This window comes from Saccharomonospora amisosensis (assembly GCF_011761185.1).
In the GTDB taxonomy this organism is placed as follows: Bacteria; Actinomycetota; Actinomycetes; order Mycobacteriales; family Pseudonocardiaceae; genus Saccharomonospora_A; species Saccharomonospora_A amisosensis.
The window spans coordinates 4700441-4715421 of sequence record NZ_JAAOYM010000001.1; the positions used below are offsets into that span (position 1 = coordinate 4700441).

Genomic DNA, 14981 nt, shown 5'->3' on the forward strand with positions numbered 1-14981 from the left:
GTGCTAGTCCAACTTCGCAGGAACGATCTGGAGGTAGATCAGCGTGATCACGAAGTTGACCACGAAGAGCAGCAGGAACGTGATGACGACCGACTGGTTCACCGCGTCGCCGACCCCCTTTGGTCCCGGCGGAGGATTCAGCCCGCGGTAGGCCGCGACCACCGCGGCGATGAAGCCGAAGATGAGGGCTTTGATCTCGCCGACCCACAGGTCGGGCAGCTGGGCCAGCGCTGAGAAGCTCGCAAGGTAGGCGCCGGGTGTGCCGTCCTGCAACACCACGTTGAAGAAGTAGCCACCGAGCACGCCGATCACGCTGACCATGCCATTTAGCAGCATGGCCACGAGCATCGCGGCGAGCACCCTGGGTACCACGAGCCGTTGCACCGCGGAGACGCCGAGCACCTCCATGGCGTCGATCTCCTCGCGGATCGTGCGCGCTCCGATGTCGGCACAGATGGCGGAGCCACCCGCGCCCGCGACGAGCAACGCGGTCACCAGCGGGCTCGCCTGCTGCACGGTGGCAAGCACGCTCCCCGCACCGGTGTAGGACTGCGCGCCGAGCTGCTTGGCCAGCGAACCGAACTGCAACGAGATGACCGCGCCGAACGGGATGGCGACGAGTGCCGTCGGCAAGATCGTGACGCTGGCTATGAACCAGGACTGCTGGATGAACTCCCGCAACTGGAAAGGCCGCTGGAAGATCCCCCGTGCGACGTCGAGGCCGAGTGCGAACAGCTTGCCGGTCTCTCGCAACATGCCAGCACCGGGGACCCTGGCCGCCGAGGCCGGTGAGGTCATGAGCGTCCCTGCTGGTGCCCTGGCCGTCGCCGGGTGGGATCATCCACCCTCGGCTGTGGGTCGCGCCAGCCGGAGCGAGGCACCTGCGCGACCGCCTCTGTGGGTAACTGGCCGCGGTGAGCGCCGACGTAGTGGCCGGGCTGCACCCCGTAGCGCAACCTGTCCTCCGGGGTGAGCGACTGCAGGATGGCCTCCTGCGCCGCGGGCGGCAGGGTGTGCAGAATCTGCATGACACGGTCCTTGCGACGGCGCACGGCCTTGCGTTCGGGCAGGCCGGGCGTCGGCTGCAACTGCGGCACGATGCCGCGCATGTCCTCGGTGGAGCCGTCGTGGTGACCGGCGTCGACGTGGGCCTGCTCCCTGGCCATCTGCGCGGAGTCCTTCTCCTCGCTCATGCCGATGGGCCCGAGCCTGCTGCCGTTGAGGAACTGCTCGACCGCGGGCTCGTCGCTGGTCAGCAGCACCTCACGGGGCCCGAACATCACCAGCTCCTTGCGGTAGAGCATGCCGATGTTGTCGGGCACGGTCCGTGCCACGTTGATGTTGTGGGTGACGATGAGGATCGTGGCGTCGATCTGGGAGTTCAGGTCGACGAGCAGCTGCGAGATGTAGGCCGTGCGTACCGGGTCGAGGCCGGAGTCCGGCTCGTCACACAGGATGATCTCCGGATCGAGCACCAACGCCCGCGCCAGACCGGCCCGCTTGCGCATACCGCCGGAGATCTCACCCGGAAGCTTCTTTTCGGTTCCGGACAAGCCGGTCATTTCGAGCTTCTCGAGAACGATCTTGCGGATCTCGGTCTCGGATTTCTTGGTGTGCTCACGAAGTGGGAAGGCGACGTTGTCGTAGAGGTTCATGGAACCGAACAACGCGCCGTCCTGGAACAGCACCCCGAACAGTTTCCGGATCTCGTAGAGCTTGTGCTCGGAGCATTTCACGATGTCGACGCCGTTGATGACGCACTTTCCCCGATCGGGCTTCAACAGCCCGATCATCGACTTCAGGAAGACCGATTTGCCCGTACCCGAAGGACCGAGCATCACCGAGACTTCGCCAGGCGGCAGCGTCAACGTGACATCCCGCCAGATGGCCTGCTTACCGAAGGATTTGGTCAAACCTTCGATGACCACCTCGGCACCCATCGCACCTCCCGGAGCTCATTCGCGGCGGTATGCCCCGAAGCCCTGCGTCAACCACATGCAACGAGTTGAGGGCGCACAGGTTACTCGCCAGTTCAAAAAATGGTGGACACCGCATCGAGCAGCGTCGACCGTGGAGCAAGGTAACGCACGTGGGTGACACACGAAAAGGGCGGGCACCGGGATGATCATTCCCCGGTGCCCGCCCTCGCGGTCGCGCTGGTGGCGCTCAGCTCACTTGACGGAGACGCTCGCGCCCGCCGCCTCGAGCTTCTCCTTGGCGGCGTCCGCCGCCTCCTTGTCGACCTTCTCCAGCAGCGGCTTCGGCGCGCCCTCGACCATCTCCTTGGCCTCCTTCAGACCGAGGCCGGAGACGATCTCGCGAACGACCTTGATGACCTGGATCTTCTTGTCGCCCGCACCCTCGAGGATGACGTCGAACTCGTCCTGCTCCTCCTCGGCGGGTGCCGCGCCCTCACCGGCGCCACCGGGGGCGGCGACAACGGCCGCAGGAGCGGCGGCGGTGACGTCGAAGGTCTCCTCGAACTTCTTGACGAATTCGGACAGTTCGAGCAGGGTCAGCTCCTTGAACGCGTCAAGCAGCTCGTCGGTGCTCAGCTTCGCCATGGTGGCGTTCCTTCCTTGATCGGGCCCAGATCGGGGATTGGTGTGTCTGAATGTCAGCTCTCGGCAGCTTCGCCTTCGCCACCCTCGGACTTGCGCTTGTCCTCCAGCGCGGCAGCCAGGCGCGCGACCTGGGACGCCGGAGCCTGGAACAGCGCAGCGGCCTGGGACAGCTTCGCCTTCATCGCGCCAGCGGCCTTGGCGAGCAGCACCTCACGGCTTTCCAGATCGGCGAGTCGCTCGATCTCGGCGACCGTGAGCGGCCTGCCGTCCATGTAGCCGCCCTTGATGACGAGGGCGTTGTGGTCCTTCGCGAAGTTCTTGAGTGCCTTCGCGGCCTCGACCGGCTCACCCTCCACGAAGGCGATGGCGGTGGGACCGATGAAGAGCTCGTCGAGACCCTCGATGCCAGCGTCCTCCGCGGCACGCTTGACGAGGGTGTTCTTCGCGACCCGGTACTTGGCGGTGTTGCCGAGAGCGCGGCGCAGCTCGCTGAGCTGTGACACGGAGAGGCCGGTGTACTCGGTGACAACCGTTGCCGAGCTGTTGCGGAACCGGTCCGCGATCTCGGCGACGGCCGCCACCTTGTCGGGCTTCGCCATGGTCGCCTCCTCTCTTGGCGTTGGCGACCGCCGGCGGTTCGGACCCCCAATACGACGAAACGCCCCTGCGCAGCAGGCGCGGGGCGTCGTGAGAACGCGGTCTGGGCCGCGTACGTGCCTCGTCCTCCTGCGCGGGCCGCCCGTCGTCTGCGGGACCTTCGTTCCTCGCGCGTCGGCGCGAGAAAGACCAGCGGTCTTCGGTAGAACCGCAAACCAGCATACGTGACCACCAACCCCCACCCGCTCCGGCCCCCACAAACCGCGTTTCGCGGGCAAACCGCGGTCGGCTCACCGCGGTTTGCCCGCGAAACGCGGTCGGCGGCACCACGGGGAGTGCGCGAGCAGGCATCATGGGTCACGTGGCTGAGCAGCGATCCGACGGACGGCACGATCCCGAACCGCGGGCAGGCGCCGAGGTGGGGCCCGCCGAGGAGGCCGCGCCGCAGCACGCCGACCAGGAACAACTGCGCCAGTTCGAGCAGTTTCAGCAGTTCCAGGAGTTCCTGCGATTCCAGGAAGCGCAGCGGCAGGCAGGCACCGAGCTCACCCGTGGCGGGCAGCCGCAACCCGTGCCCACGGTGACCCGGGACCTCGTCCCCGCGCCTCCGTCGACCGGCAGCAAGGTTCCCGGCTGGCTGCGCTGGCTCGGCAAGAAGCTGCTCGGCTGGCTGATCTTCTTCATCCTGCTCGCCATCGCACTGACGTGGGCGTACAACTACTTCCTCGGCGGAGGTGACGACAACAGCAGCGAGTCGGCAGCCAAGATGGGTGGCGGTACCTACAAGACCAACGAGCTGTTCTCCAAGGAGCCGTACGCCGCGGTCAGGCAGCTGTACTCCAAGATCGCGGAAGGCCGTGCCGACCTCGCGTGTGGATACTTCGACAACGAACGGCGGGCCGTCCAACAGCGGTTCGCGCAGGATTTGGGTTATCGCGACTGCCAAGAAGCAGTGAACGAACTCAGCAAGCAGGTCACACACGTCACGAACTACTCGCGTTCCATCCACCCTCGGCGTTACGACGCCAACGCCACCAGCCTGCGAATCGACTCCTGTGACTTCGACGTCGAGGGCGGGCCTGCGCTTGGGGTCTTCACCGTCACCCAGGTCGAGCTCGGCCAGTGGCTGATCACCGGCCACGAGCCGGGACCGGCCACCTGCCCAAAGCCGACACCGGCGACGACTGGCAACTGACACGCAAGGGACGGCCGTCCGAGCAGGACGGCCGCCCCTTGTTCAGTACGGTTCAGGCCGCGGCTTCCTCGGTGAGGAGGTTGCGCGTGCGTGCCGGGTCGACCGGAATACCGGGGCCCATCGTCGTCGAGAAGGTCACCTTCTTCAGGTAACGGCCCTTCGCGGCGGCGGGCTTGGCCCTGAGCACCTCGTCGAGCACCGCGGCGTAGTTCTCCACCAGCTTCTCGAGGTCGAACGACGTCTTGCCGATGACCAGGTGCAGGTTGGCCTGCTTGTCAACGCGGAAGCTGATCTTCCCGCCCTTGATGTCGGTGACGGCCTTGCCGACGGCCGGCGTCACGGTGCCGGTCTTCGGGTTCGGCATCAGGCCACGAGGGCCGAGTATGCGGGCAACCCGCCCCACCTTCGCCATCTGGTCCGGCGTCGCGATCGCGGCGTCGAAGTCGAGCCAGCCACCCTGGATGCGCTCGATCAAGTCGTCGGACCCGACCGCGTCCGCGCCCGCCGCCTCGGCCTCGGCGGCCTTGTCACCGGTGGCGAAGACGACGACGCGGACGGTCTTTCCCGTTCCGTGCGGCAGGTTCACGGTGCCGCGGACCATCTGGTCGGCCTTGCGGGGGTCGACGCCGAGCCGCATCGCCACCTCGACGGTGGCGTCCATCTTGATCTTGGAGGTCTCCTTGGCGAGCTTGGCGGCCTCGAGCGGCGTGTACAGCCGATCGCGGTCGACCAGCTCCGCGGCCTGGCGGTAAGCCTTGCTGCGCTTGGTCATGCTCTGTCCTTACGAGTCGAAGTGGATCAGTTGTGGTACGGGTCAGCGCGTGGCCCTTCCACCTGCGGCGGAGTGCCGCGAGATCATTCGATGGTGATACCCATCGAACGGGCGGTACCGGCGATGATCTTGGCGGCCTGGTCCGGGTCGTTGGCGTTCAGATCGCTCTTCTTCGTTTCGGCGATCTCGCGGATCTGATCCCAGGTTACTTTGCCGATCTTGCTCTTGTGCGGCTCGCCGCTGCCCTTCTCCACGCCCGCGGCCTTCAGCAGCAACTTGGCCGCCGGTGGGGTCTTGAGCTTGAAGTCGAACGAGCGGTCCTCGAACACGGAGATCTCGACCGGCACGACGTTGCCACGCTGCGACTCCGTCGCCGCGTTGTACGCCTTGCAGAACTCCATGATGTTGACGCCGTGCTGACCCAACGCGGGGCCAACCGGCGGAGCCGGGTTCGCGGCACCCGCCTGGATCTGCAGCTTGATGATCGCTGCGAGCTTCTTCTTCTTGGGTGGCATTCTTCGTTCCTGTTCAGTGTCGCTCACCCTCGGGCTCCTGCCGTGCCCCGAGGTCCTTCCGGTCGGCTCAGCGACCGTCAGATCTTGGAGACCTGGCTGAACGACAACTCGACCGGCGTCTCCCGGCCGAAGATCGACACCAGGACCTTCAGCTTCTGCCCGTCCGCGTTGACCTCGCTGATCGTCGCGGGCAGCGTTGCGAACGGGCCGTCCATGACGGTGACCGATTCGCCGACCTCGAAGTCCACCTCGACGGGGCCGCCCGCGGCGGGCGCTTCGGCCGCGGCGGGTTCACCCTTGCCGGGCTTGGCGGGTGCGGCCTTCTCCACCTGCGGAGCGAGGAACTTCAGCACTTCCTCGATACTCAGCGGCGACGGGCGCGAGGTCGCACCGACGAAACCGGTGACTCCAGGGGTGTTGCGCACCGCGCTCCAGGAGGCGTCGTTGAGCTCCATCCGGACCAGGATGTAACCGGGCAGCACCTTACGCTGCACCAGCTTGCGCTGGCCGTTCTTGAACTCGGTGACCTCCTCGGTGGGCACCTCGATCTGGTAGATGTAGTCCTCGACGTCCAGCGTCTGCCTTCGGGTCTCGAGGTTGCTCTTGACCTTGTTCTCGTAGCCGGCGTAGGAGTGCACGACGTACCATTCGCCCGGCAATGACCGCAGCTCCGCACGGAGCTTGGCGACCGGGTCTTCCTCGATCTCCTCCGCCTGCTCCTCGGCGTCCGCGGTGTCGGCGGTGTCGGCCTCCGCGTCCTCGGCGGCGGGAGCCGGCGCCTCAGCGGGCTCGGTGTGTTCCGAGTCCGCTTCACCGGTGGCCGCGAGCACCTGCTCGTCGGAGAGGCCGGTCAGGTCCTGACCGGCTCCTGAGCCGTTCTCGGAGGTCACTTTCCGTCCTCTCAGTTGATCGCGTGTGGTGGTCGCGGACGTCGCGTTGACGCCGCCACCCGCGAGGAGTGCCGGCCACCTACTCGCCGAATACGAAGTCCATGCCCTTCAGGAACACGTAGTCGAGTCCAGCGACCAGAGCCACCATGAAGATCAGGAAAACCAGCACCACGGTGGTGTAGGTGACCATCTGCTTGCGCGTCGGCCAGATGACCTTGCGCAATTCGGCCCATACCTCGCGCGCGAACCGCACCAGACGCGAGAACGGCGACGTCCGCTTCGAGTCCCTGCGGTTCCGCTTCGGCGTCGGCCGGTCCTTGCCCGTCGGCTTGGCGGCCTTGTCCGAAGTCTTCCCTTTCGGCGCGGGCCGCGTCCTGGCCTCCGTGCCCTTCCCGGTCCCCGCGCCGGAGCCAGTCTCTTCCCCCGTGCCAGCGGAGGCACGGCGCTCACGCCGAGCCGCGGCGGTGACCGGACGGGAAGGGCGCTTGGCTGCCCTTTCCTTGTCCTTCTCGCCGTCCTCGCTCACGAGCTACTCCTCCGCTCCACCTGACACGTCAACGCAGGGGTGACAGGACTTGAACCTGCAACCTGCGGTTTTGGAGACCGCTGCTCTGCCATTTGAGCTACACCCCTTCGAGCGAGCGAACCCGCTCTTCAGGACGCACTCCACCCACCCCACATTAGCTGCGGGGCCGGTGCCGTGCGTTCCAAGTCCGGCAGTCTACGGCAAGCCCGATGACGGGTCGCAACCGCGCCCGGTACAACCGGTACAGATGCTGTCGAGGGCGGCATCCGAGTCTTCGCGCGACCGTGAAAAAATGCCGGTATGGCCACGTCCGAGAGTACCGCCACCAGTCCTCGTTCCCGGGTGTCCGCCCGTATCGCGGGTATCACGCCCTCCGCCACGCTCGCTGTCGACGCGAAGGCGAAAGCCCTCAAGGCGGAGGGACGACCGGTGATCGGCTTCGGCGCGGGCCAGCCCGACTTCCCTACCCCCGACTACATCGTCGAGGCCGCTGCCGCCGCCGTGCACGAGCGCGTCAACCACGGCTACACCGCCGCGGCGGGGCTGCCCGAACTGCGTGAGGCCATCGCCGCCAAGACGCTGCGGGATTCCGGATTCGAGTGCGACGCCTCGCAGGTACTGGTCACCAACGGCGGCAAGCAGGCCGTCTATTCCGCGTTCGCCACGCTGCTCGACCCCGGCGACGAGGTGTTGCTGCTGGCGCCGTACTGGACGACCTACCCGGAGTCGATCACTCTGGCGGGCGGCGTGCCGGTGCAGGTCACCGCCGACGACTCGACCGACTACCTGGTCGGCGTCGAGCAACTGGAGGCGGCACGCACCGAACGGACGAAGGTGCTGCTGTTCAACTCGCCGTCCAACCCCACCGGCTCCGTCTATCCGAGGGAGCAGGTGGAGGCCATCGGCCGCTGGGCTGCCGAGCACGGCATCTGGGTGGTCACCGACGAGATCTACGAGCACCTCGTCTACGACGGCGTCACGGCCGAGTCGATGCCGGTGGTGGTACCCGAACTCGCCGACCAGACGCTGATCCTCAACGGTGTCGCGAAGACGTACTCGATGACCGGCTGGCGCGTCGGCTGGATCGTCGGACCGCAGGACGTGATCAAGGCGGCGGCCAGCTTCCAGTCCCATCTGTGCGGCAACGTCGCCAACGTGTCGCAGCGGGCGGCACTCGCGGCCGTGGCAGGCCCACTCGACGCCGTCGAGCGGATGCGCGCCTCGTTCGACGTTCGCCGTAAGAAGATCGTCTCGATGCTCTCGGAGATCCCCGGCGTGCACTGCCCGACTCCGCAGGGCGCGTTCTACGCCTACCCCTCGGTGAAGGCTCTGCTCGGCAAGGAGATCCGGGGCGAGCGGCCAGCCGATACGGTTGCGCTGGCCGACCTCATCCTGCGGGAGGCCGAGGTCGCGATCGTCCCGGGTGAGGCGTTCGGCACGCCCGGCTACTTCCGCTTCTCCTACGCCCTGGCCGAGGAGGATCTGGTTGAAGGCGTGAGCCGGGTCGCGAACCTGCTGTCCGAGGCACGCTGACCGACGCTCGCGTAGGCCCCGGGGTCGGATGACCTCGGGGCTCTTCGTATTGCCGAGCCCACGGCGGGGTTGCTCGACGACCTCGTCCGGTGAGCTCAGGCCTAGCGAACCTGATACAACCAACACGATGGGCAGGAAGGGTCTCGGTATAGCCGTCGCCGTGCTGATGCTCGTGACCGCATGCGGGCAGCAACCGGATTCACAGCAGCGACCGCAGCACTACGTCGCGCTCGGTGACTCCTACACTTCGGCTCCCGGTACCGGCGAATCGGTCGGTTCACCGCCCGGTTGCGACCGGTCCCGCAACAACTATCCACGGCTCGTCGCCGCCGAGTTGAGCGCCGAACGCTTCACCGATGCAAGCTGCAGCGGGGCCACCACGCGCGACATCACCCGACCGCAGCAAACCCCGGACGGCACCAATCCCCCGCAACTGAACGCGGTCCGACCCGAAACGACACTGGTCACGATCGGTATCGGGGGCAACGATGTCGGCCTCGTGGCGCTGGCGGGCGAATGCGCGGCGAACCAGGGCACGCGGTCGTGCCAGCGGCGACTGGCCGAGGGCGGAATCGACGAGTTGGCCGCCAGGATCGAAAGCGCGGGCGAAGCGGTTGGACAGGTGCTCGCGCGAATCAACGCGAAAGCTCCCGACGCGCGCGTCGTGGTGGTTGGCTACCCGACGATCCTGCCCGCCGACCCAGCGGTTTGCCCGCCCGAACTCCCTTACGCGGACGAGGACATCGCCTACCTGCGCCGGGGACTTCAGCGACTCAACACGGTGCTTGCCGAACAGGCACGCCAACACGGGGCAGAGTTCGCAGACACGGCGAAGGCGAGCGTGGGCCACGGGATGTGTGCGCCGCCGGACTCGCGCTGGGTGGAGGGTCCGCGTTCCACGACGGGTGCCGCACCGCTGCACCCGAACGCGCGCGGTGAGCGTTCGATGGCCAGTGCCGTCGTGCGTGAGCTCAGTTGATCCGCACCACAGCCTGAGCCTTACCCAGCACGGTCTTGCCTTCGAACTTGGCGGTGATGTCGATGCGCGCGGTGCAGTCGTCACGGATTTCGCGGACCTTGCCGGTGAACTCCACGAGGGCGCCGGTGTCGTCGGAGACGACGACCGGCCGGGTGAAGCGAACGCCGTACTCCACGACCCGTCCCGGGTCGCCTAGCCAGTCGGTGACCATGCGCCCGCCGAGTGCCATCGTGAGCATGCCGTGCGCGATGACGTCCGGCAGCCCGACACTCTTGGCGAAGCGTTCGTTCCAGTGGATCGGGTTGAAGTCCAGCGACGCACCCGCGTAGCGCACGAGCTGCTCCCTCGTGACCTGCACACTCAGCGCGGGCAACTCGTCACCGGTTTGGGGCCTCGGCAGGGTCATTGCCTCACTCTCCCCGGACAACGAGCTGGGCGTGGGTGGTGGAGACCGGCTCGTCGGCCACCGTGCTGATGTCGGCGCGGACGTTGAGGAAGTCGTTTCCCGCGCGGGTGAAGATGTCGGCGATGTGGGTGGTCAGCCGCAACTCGTCGCCTGCGTGGACCGGCCGGTGGTGGGTGAAACGCTGGTCGCCGTGCACCATCCGGGAATAGTCCAGTCCCAGCTCCGGGTCGGCGACGATGGCGTTGATCGAGGCCAGGTTGATGATCGTCAGGAACGTGGGCGGTGCGATCACGTCCGGATACCCCGCAGCCTTGGCGGCTTCCGGGTCTCGGTAGAGCGGGTCGGGATCACCGATGGCGTCGGCGAACTCAGCGATCTTCGCGCGGCTGACCTCGTAGGTGCTCGTAGGCGGGTAGGTACGCCCGATGAAGGAGGGGTCCAGTGGCACGCGCCGCAGGTTACCGCCTCCGCCGCGCGGCACGGTCGGGCGGCGCGGGTGAGCGGCGCCGCCCGACCATCGCGATCGGAGGCGCACCGGGTCAGTTCAGCGAGACCCCGTAGGCGTTGAGCGCCTCCACCACCGGCTGGAAGAAGGAGCTACCGCCGCCCATGCCGGATGTGATGCCGAGCGCGGTGCTTCCCGCGAAGAGCGCACCGCCGGAGTCACCGGAGTTCACCGAAGCCGATGTCTGGATCAGCTGGTGAACGGCGCCCTGCGAGTAGTTGACCGTCACGTTGGTGGCCTGCACGACGCCGCAGGTCAATCCCGTGGTGCTGCCGCTCTTGCAGATCCGTTGCCCGACAGTGGCGTTGCCCGCCGAGTTGATGGCCTGGGTGGAGCCGTCCCACAGCGTGACCGCACCGGGACCGCTTCCGGTGTCGTTGCGGATCAGGCCGTAGTCGTTGCCGGGGAAGCTGGCCGCAACCGAAGGGCCGACGTTCCACTGCGACACCGCGCCCGTGCAGTGGCCCGCGTCGACGATGTAGAGCTGGCCACCGGAGTTGACGTTGAACCCGGCCGAACACCGGCTGCCTCCGCCCGTGATGGCCTCGCCGCCGTAGATGGCCTTGTGCAGACCACCCGTAGCGTGCTCCACGCGCACCGCGTCACCGAAGCGGGCGGCCGCCGCGAGCAGGTCGGCGGCCGCGGCGTCGTCGGCTTCCTCGGCCACGGTGAGCACCACCTGGTTGGCCTCGGGATCGACGGCGATGGCGGTGTGGGCCACGGCGGGCACCGCCTCGAGTGCCTCACGTGCGGACCGCAACTCGGCGGCCGAGTAGTCGACCACGCGAGCGGCGACGCCGGACGGGGCGAGTTCGGCCGCGGTGGCCTCGTCGAGGACGTTGACGACGGGCTTTCCCGAGTCGTCGAGGTAGCCTCCCGCCTGCCGGTCGCCTAGCTGGTCGAGGGCGCCGTTCAGCGTCTCGACACTGTCGGACTGGACGCGCAGGACCTCCTCGGCCGCGGCAGGCGTGATGCCCTCCGTCGAGGCGATCTCGGCGACCGCGGCCTGCTGCACGTCACTGGAGTAGCCCTCAATACTCGTGGCGGAGGCGACGGTTGGGGTGAGCAGACCGAGCGCGAGCGCACTGGCCGCAAGGGTTATCGCGGATCTCGACACTGTTCTCATACGGCAACTCACTTTCGCAGGGGAAACCGGTTGGTCTCACCCGACAGAGTGATCTCCGTTACTCAGTGCCGGTAGCTACGATCGTTGGGATTTTTCCAACAGCATGGCCAGACACAACGAAGCCGCCCCCGATCATGGGGGCGGCTTCGTCGAACTCGTGGCGTCAGCGCGTCTCTTTGTGCACCCTGTGGGTTCCGCAGTTCGGGCAGAACTTCTTCATCTCCAGGCGATCCGGGTCGTTACGCTTGTTCTTCCTGGTGATGTAGTTGCGGTGCTTGCACTCCTCGCACGCCAGCGTGATCTTCGGTCGCACGTCGGTGGCAGCCACAACGGCTCCTTACTCTCTCATCGAAACAGCGTAGCGGTGGCCGGACTCGAACCGGCGACACAGCGATTATGAGCCGCTTGCTCTACCGACTGAGCTACACCGCCTCATACAGACACCGAGCCCCTTTACGGAATCGAACCGTAGACCTTCTCCTTACCATGGAGATGCTCTGCCGACTGAGCTAAAGGGGCCTGCTCAACGAGCCTGGAAAAAGAGTACATGAGCCGCCTTCGTGCCCGACAGCCGGGGGTCGTGGCCGGGCGAACGTCAGGTGAGCAGTGTCAGCACCGTTTCCGACTGCCGGTCGAAAGACCGCGCCGTCCGCGCCTGCAACCACGCCTCCAGCCGCTCCTCCGACAACGGTCGCGAGATCAGGTACCCCTGTGCCACGTCGCAACCCATCGCCTCGAGCTGGTCTCGCGCGACGTCCTCCTCCACGCCCTCTGCCACCACTGTGAGGCCGAGGGAGTGGCCGAGTTCGACGATCGAACGCACCACCGCCAGGTCGGAGAGGTCGGTGCCCATGCCGAGCACGAAGCTTTTGTCGATCTTGACCTGGTCCACCGGAAGCTGCCGTAGGTAGGCGAGCGACGAGTAGCCCGTCCCGAAGTCGTCCACGGCGAGCTCGATGCCGAGTCCGTGCAACTCGCGCAGGATGGGTAGCGCGCGCTGCGGGTCGGCCATCACGCCGGACTCGGTCAGCTCGAAGGTCAGCAACTCGGCGGGCACGCCGAACCGCGCAAGCGCGTCGGCGACCTTGCCAGGGAACTCCGCGTCGGCGAGGTTTCGCACCGACAGGTTCACCGCGACCGAGATGCGTAGCCCCTCTTCCATCCAGCGACGCACCCTGTCCAGCGCCTTGTCCAGTACAAAGGAGGTCAGGGCACCGACGAGACCCGCAGCCTCCACAGCGGGAACGAACTCGTCGGGGTCCACCCTGCCGAACTCCGGGTGTTGCCAGCGCACCAGCGCCTCGACCCCGAGCACATGCTTGCCAGGCAGCGACACCTTCGGCTGGTAGTGAACGCTGACCTGGCCGTCTTCGAGCGCCTGCCGGAACTGGGTGACCATCTGGAACCGTCGCAGGAAGATCTGGCCCATGCTCGGAACGTAGGCCTTGACCTCCTCGCCACCCCGTGTCGCGCGCACGGCGACGTCGGCACGCTGCAGCAGCGCGTCCACGTCCACCGGCTGGCAGTTCTCCTCCACGGTGCTAGCCGCGTACCCGACCATCGCGTTGGCCTCGACCGTCAACCTGTCGACGGGGTACGGCATGGAGAGTTGCTCGCGCAGCCGCTGCGCGAAGTCGTGTGCCTCCTGCGGCCCGCACCCGACGAGCAGCGCGGCGAACGAGGCGCCCTCCAGCCTGGCAAGCGGCACGTCGGCTCCGAGCGCCTCGCGCATGCGCCTGCCCGCCGCTATGACCATCCGGTCGCCCCACGCGTAGCCGAGCGCGTCGCTGACCGTGGAGAACACGTCCAGGTCCACGCGCAGCATCACGGACTGGGTGTGTTCGCGCAGCGGTTCGCCCGCGACCTGCCGGAAGCCGGGCCGGTTGAGCAGCCCGGTCAGCGGGTCGTGGTAAGCGTCGTGCCGCAGGGTCGCCAGCAACCGGCGGTTGTCCAGCGCGGTGGCGAGGTGACTCGCCATGGTGCCGAGCAGTTGCACGTCGTACTTGCCGAAGCCCCGCCAGCGCGAAAGCCTGTCGTGCGCTTCGACGACCCCGAGCAACTGGTTGGCGCTGCGCAGCGGCACGACCAGCGCTTCCTGCGCACTGCGGTCGAGCAACGCGGACCGCACCTCGGTGTTGGCCTCCGTGATACGGAAATGGCGCACGTGCGCGCCGGGGAGCCGCAGCAGCGGATCGTCGCCGCGCACCGGCGTGGCGGGCAGTTCCTCTCCCGCCACCACCGTGTTCATCGGCTCGTCGGTCTCCAGCCGCAGCCGCAGGACGACCCTGGCCGCGGCGAGCTGGTCCTTGATCCGCTCCGCGATCGTCGACCAGTCACCGACGTCGACCTCGAGGCCGATCTCGTCAGCGCGGCCGGCAGGCCGGGAAGCCGCGAGCCTGCCGGACCTGGCCACCATGAGACTGACGTCGGAGAGCGCCTCCATGTCGCGCTGTTCACGAAGCAGATCCGAGTACGCCCAGTACAGCGCGGCGAGACCAACACTGACCGCCAGCACGATGGGCCACGCGCCAGGGGTCTTGGAGATCACCAGGTAGCCGGTGAGGCCGACCGAGGCGTTGACGAACCCGACCACCAGAATCCGGCCGGCGAGCCGGAGCACGGTGCCCACCCGCATCCGGCGGCGCAGCACCCGCACCGCGGCCATGGCGAGCAGCGTGCTCGCCAGCGGTGCGGCGAGGGTGCCTGCCAATGCTGCGATCCACGGCATCTGCTCCGGGTTGCCGAGGGCCTGCCTAACCAGCCCGGCGACCGCGAACGCGCTGGTGACCTCCAGCAGAAACGCGCCCGCGTTGTAGAGGACGCGGCCGGTGACCTTTCTGGCGACCAGCGTCGTGACGCCCGCGACGACGTGTGCGGCGAGCACCACTTCGAACGGCGCCACGAAGAAGCCGATGACGAGTGGTATCTCGGTGAAGGAGATGGTCCAGGAAATGCCGCTGCGGACGTCGACGTTGACGCCGAGTTGCTCGGCGCCGAGGAACGCGATCGCCAGCAGTGGTCCGATCCACCACAAATGGACCGAACCCTCGAAGGGCAGCCATGCGGAGACGGCAGCGGCAGCGGCGAGGCCGACCGTCAGCACCGCCGTCGTGTAGAGGCGGAACCTGCGCTCGTCCCTGCGGGCTTCGGCGGATGCGGGTGCGACACTGGGCTGGTTAGGGGTTTCGGCTGCAGCCGTACTGGGTCCGACGGGTTCGTCGTGTGCGCCCGCCATGCACCCTCCTTCCGTGACACGCACCCTTTCGGGATCGGCCCGCGAACGAGAGGATCACTGTACCCCGTAGGGCGTATCAAGGCCTCTTTTCGCGCCAATCACATCACCACAGGGTTAACGAGACAACACATAGCGATG

At 67.2% G+C, this 14981-nt stretch carries 16 protein-coding genes and 3 tRNA genes; 3 read left to right on the forward strand and 16 right to left on the reverse strand.

Annotated elements, in window-relative coordinates:
* Positions 1-3: 3 nt before the first annotated feature.
* The 4 genes from FHU38_RS22800 to rplJ form a co-directional block, all read right to left on the reverse strand.
* Positions 4-798, reverse strand: a complete 795-nt coding sequence (locus FHU38_RS22800; protein WP_167174993.1) for an MlaE family ABC transporter permease — start codon at positions 796-798, stop codon at positions 4-6.
* Positions 795-1940, reverse strand: coding sequence for an ABC transporter ATP-binding protein (locus tag FHU38_RS22805; RefSeq protein WP_167174996.1), 1146 nt, complete (start codon positions 1938-1940; stop codon positions 795-797). The genes FHU38_RS22800 and FHU38_RS22805 overlap by 4 nt, the downstream gene beginning before the upstream one ends.
* A gap of 231 nt (positions 1941-2171) precedes the next feature.
* Positions 2172-2564, reverse strand: coding sequence for a 50S ribosomal protein L7/L12 (gene rplL, locus FHU38_RS22810; protein ID WP_167174999.1), 393 nt, complete (start codon positions 2562-2564; stop codon positions 2172-2174).
* 53 nt (positions 2565-2617) lie between these two features.
* Complete coding sequence (gene rplJ, locus FHU38_RS22815; protein ID WP_009152353.1) at positions 2618-3163, reverse strand: 50S ribosomal protein L10; 546 nt, start codon at positions 3161-3163, stop codon at positions 2618-2620.
* A 350-nt stretch (positions 3164-3513) separates the two neighbouring features.
* On the opposite strand from rplJ, the gene FHU38_RS22820 reads away from it, so the two are divergent.
* Positions 3514-4356, forward strand: coding sequence for a hypothetical protein (locus FHU38_RS22820; protein ID WP_167175003.1), 843 nt, complete (start codon positions 3514-3516; stop codon positions 4354-4356).
* Between the two features lie 52 nt (positions 4357-4408).
* Here FHU38_RS22820 and rplA read toward each other — a convergent pair whose 3' ends face one another.
* The 5 genes from rplA to FHU38_RS22845 form a co-directional block, all read right to left on the reverse strand.
* Positions 4409-5128: a 50S ribosomal protein L1 gene (gene rplA / locus FHU38_RS22825; RefSeq protein ID WP_167175006.1), complete on the reverse strand. Its 720-nt coding sequence runs from the start codon at positions 5126-5128 to the stop codon at positions 4409-4411.
* A gap of 83 nt (positions 5129-5211) precedes the next feature.
* On the reverse strand, positions 5212-5643 hold the full coding sequence (gene rplK / locus FHU38_RS22830; RefSeq protein WP_167176428.1) for a 50S ribosomal protein L11: 432 nt from the start codon (positions 5641-5643) through the stop codon (positions 5212-5214).
* Positions 5644-5720: 77 nt separating this feature from the next.
* A complete protein-coding gene (gene nusG, locus FHU38_RS22835; RefSeq protein WP_167175009.1) occupies positions 5721-6533 on the reverse strand; it encodes a transcription termination/antitermination protein NusG in 813 nt (270 codons plus the stop codon).
* Between the two features lie 79 nt (positions 6534-6612).
* Positions 6613-7059 carry a preprotein translocase subunit SecE gene (gene secE, locus FHU38_RS22840; protein ID WP_167175012.1) on the reverse strand — a complete coding sequence of 149 codons (447 nt, stop codon included), beginning with the start codon at positions 7057-7059 and terminating at the stop codon, positions 6613-6615.
* 34 nt (positions 7060-7093) lie between these two features.
* A tRNA-Trp gene (locus tag FHU38_RS22845) sits at positions 7094-7166 on the reverse strand.
* Between the two features lie 193 nt (positions 7167-7359).
* Between FHU38_RS22845 and FHU38_RS22850 the strand changes: the two genes are divergently transcribed.
* Together FHU38_RS22850 and FHU38_RS22855 are read left to right on the forward strand one after the other, a co-directional pair.
* Positions 7360-8592 carry a pyridoxal phosphate-dependent aminotransferase gene (locus tag FHU38_RS22850; protein ID WP_167175015.1) on the forward strand — a complete coding sequence of 411 codons (1233 nt, stop codon included), beginning with the start codon at positions 7360-7362 and terminating at the stop codon, positions 8590-8592.
* A gap of 127 nt (positions 8593-8719) precedes the next feature.
* Complete coding sequence (locus FHU38_RS22855; protein WP_167175018.1) at positions 8720-9571, forward strand: SGNH/GDSL hydrolase family protein; 852 nt, start codon at positions 8720-8722, stop codon at positions 9569-9571.
* On the opposite strand, the gene FHU38_RS22860 is transcribed toward FHU38_RS22855, so the two are convergent.
* The 7 genes from FHU38_RS22860 to FHU38_RS22890 form a co-directional block, all read right to left on the reverse strand.
* Positions 9564-9977, reverse strand: a complete 414-nt coding sequence (locus FHU38_RS22860; RefSeq protein ID WP_167175021.1) for a MaoC family dehydratase — start codon at positions 9975-9977, stop codon at positions 9564-9566. The genes FHU38_RS22855 and FHU38_RS22860 overlap by 8 nt on opposite strands.
* A gap of 4 nt (positions 9978-9981) precedes the next feature.
* On the reverse strand, positions 9982-10425 hold the full coding sequence (locus FHU38_RS22865; RefSeq protein ID WP_167175024.1) for a MaoC family dehydratase N-terminal domain-containing protein: 444 nt from the start codon (positions 10423-10425) through the stop codon (positions 9982-9984).
* A gap of 91 nt (positions 10426-10516) precedes the next feature.
* Complete coding sequence (locus FHU38_RS22870) at positions 10517-11608, reverse strand: S1 family peptidase (RefSeq protein ID WP_167175027.1); 1092 nt, start codon at positions 11606-11608, stop codon at positions 10517-10519.
* A 163-nt stretch (positions 11609-11771) separates the two neighbouring features.
* The gene (rpmG, locus tag FHU38_RS22875) at positions 11772-11936 is read right to left on the reverse strand and encodes a 50S ribosomal protein L33 (protein WP_009152342.1); all 165 of its coding nucleotides are present in this window, start codon (positions 11934-11936) and stop codon (positions 11772-11774) included.
* A 31-nt stretch (positions 11937-11967) separates the two neighbouring features.
* Positions 11968-12040 (reverse strand) — tRNA-Met (locus FHU38_RS22880).
* A 14-nt stretch (positions 12041-12054) separates the two neighbouring features.
* Positions 12055-12127: transfer RNA gene (locus tag FHU38_RS22885), tRNA-Thr, on the reverse strand.
* A gap of 76 nt (positions 12128-12203) precedes the next feature.
* Positions 12204-14843 carry a putative bifunctional diguanylate cyclase/phosphodiesterase gene (locus FHU38_RS22890; protein WP_167175030.1) on the reverse strand — a complete coding sequence of 880 codons (2640 nt, stop codon included), beginning with the start codon at positions 14841-14843 and terminating at the stop codon, positions 12204-12206.
* Positions 14844-14981 lie beyond the last annotated feature (138 nt).

Bases quoted from the DNA above. Each gene is read 5' to 3' on its own strand.
- FHU38_RS22800 (WP_167174993.1), bottom strand. From the start codon at position 798: ATGACCTCACCGGCCTCGGCGGCCAGGGTCCCCGGTGCTGGCATGTTG.
- FHU38_RS22805 (WP_167174996.1), bottom strand. From the start codon at position 1,940: ATGGGTGCCGAGGTGGTCATCGAAGGTTTGACCAAATCCTTCGGTAAG.
- rplL (WP_167174999.1), bottom strand. From the start codon at position 2,564: ATGGCGAAGCTGAGCACCGACGAGCTGCTTGACGCGTTCAAGGAGCTG.
- rplJ (WP_009152353.1), bottom strand. From the start codon at position 3,163: ATGGCGAAGCCCGACAAGGTGGCGGCCGTCGCCGAGATCGCGGACCGG.
- FHU38_RS22820 (WP_167175003.1), top strand. From the start codon at position 3,514: ATGGGTCACGTGGCTGAGCAGCGATCCGACGGACGGCACGATCCCGAA.
- rplA (WP_167175006.1), bottom strand. From the start codon at position 5,128: ATGACCAAGCGCAGCAAGGCTTACCGCCAGGCCGCGGAGCTGGTCGAC.
- rplK (WP_167176428.1), bottom strand. From the start codon at position 5,643: ATGCCACCCAAGAAGAAGAAGCTCGCAGCGATCATCAAGCTGCAGATC.
- FHU38_RS22850 (WP_167175015.1), top strand. From the start codon at position 7,360: ATGGCCACGTCCGAGAGTACCGCCACCAGTCCTCGTTCCCGGGTGTCC.
- FHU38_RS22855 (WP_167175018.1), top strand. From the start codon at position 8,720: ATGGGCAGGAAGGGTCTCGGTATAGCCGTCGCCGTGCTGATGCTCGTG.
- FHU38_RS22860 (WP_167175021.1), bottom strand. From the start codon at position 9,977: ATGACCCTGCCGAGGCCCCAAACCGGTGACGAGTTGCCCGCGCTGAGT.
- FHU38_RS22870 (WP_167175027.1), bottom strand. From the start codon at position 11,608: ATGAGAACAGTGTCGAGATCCGCGATAACCCTTGCGGCCAGTGCGCTC.
- FHU38_RS22890 (WP_167175030.1), bottom strand. From the start codon at position 14,843: ATGGCGGGCGCACACGACGAACCCGTCGGACCCAGTACGGCTGCAGCC.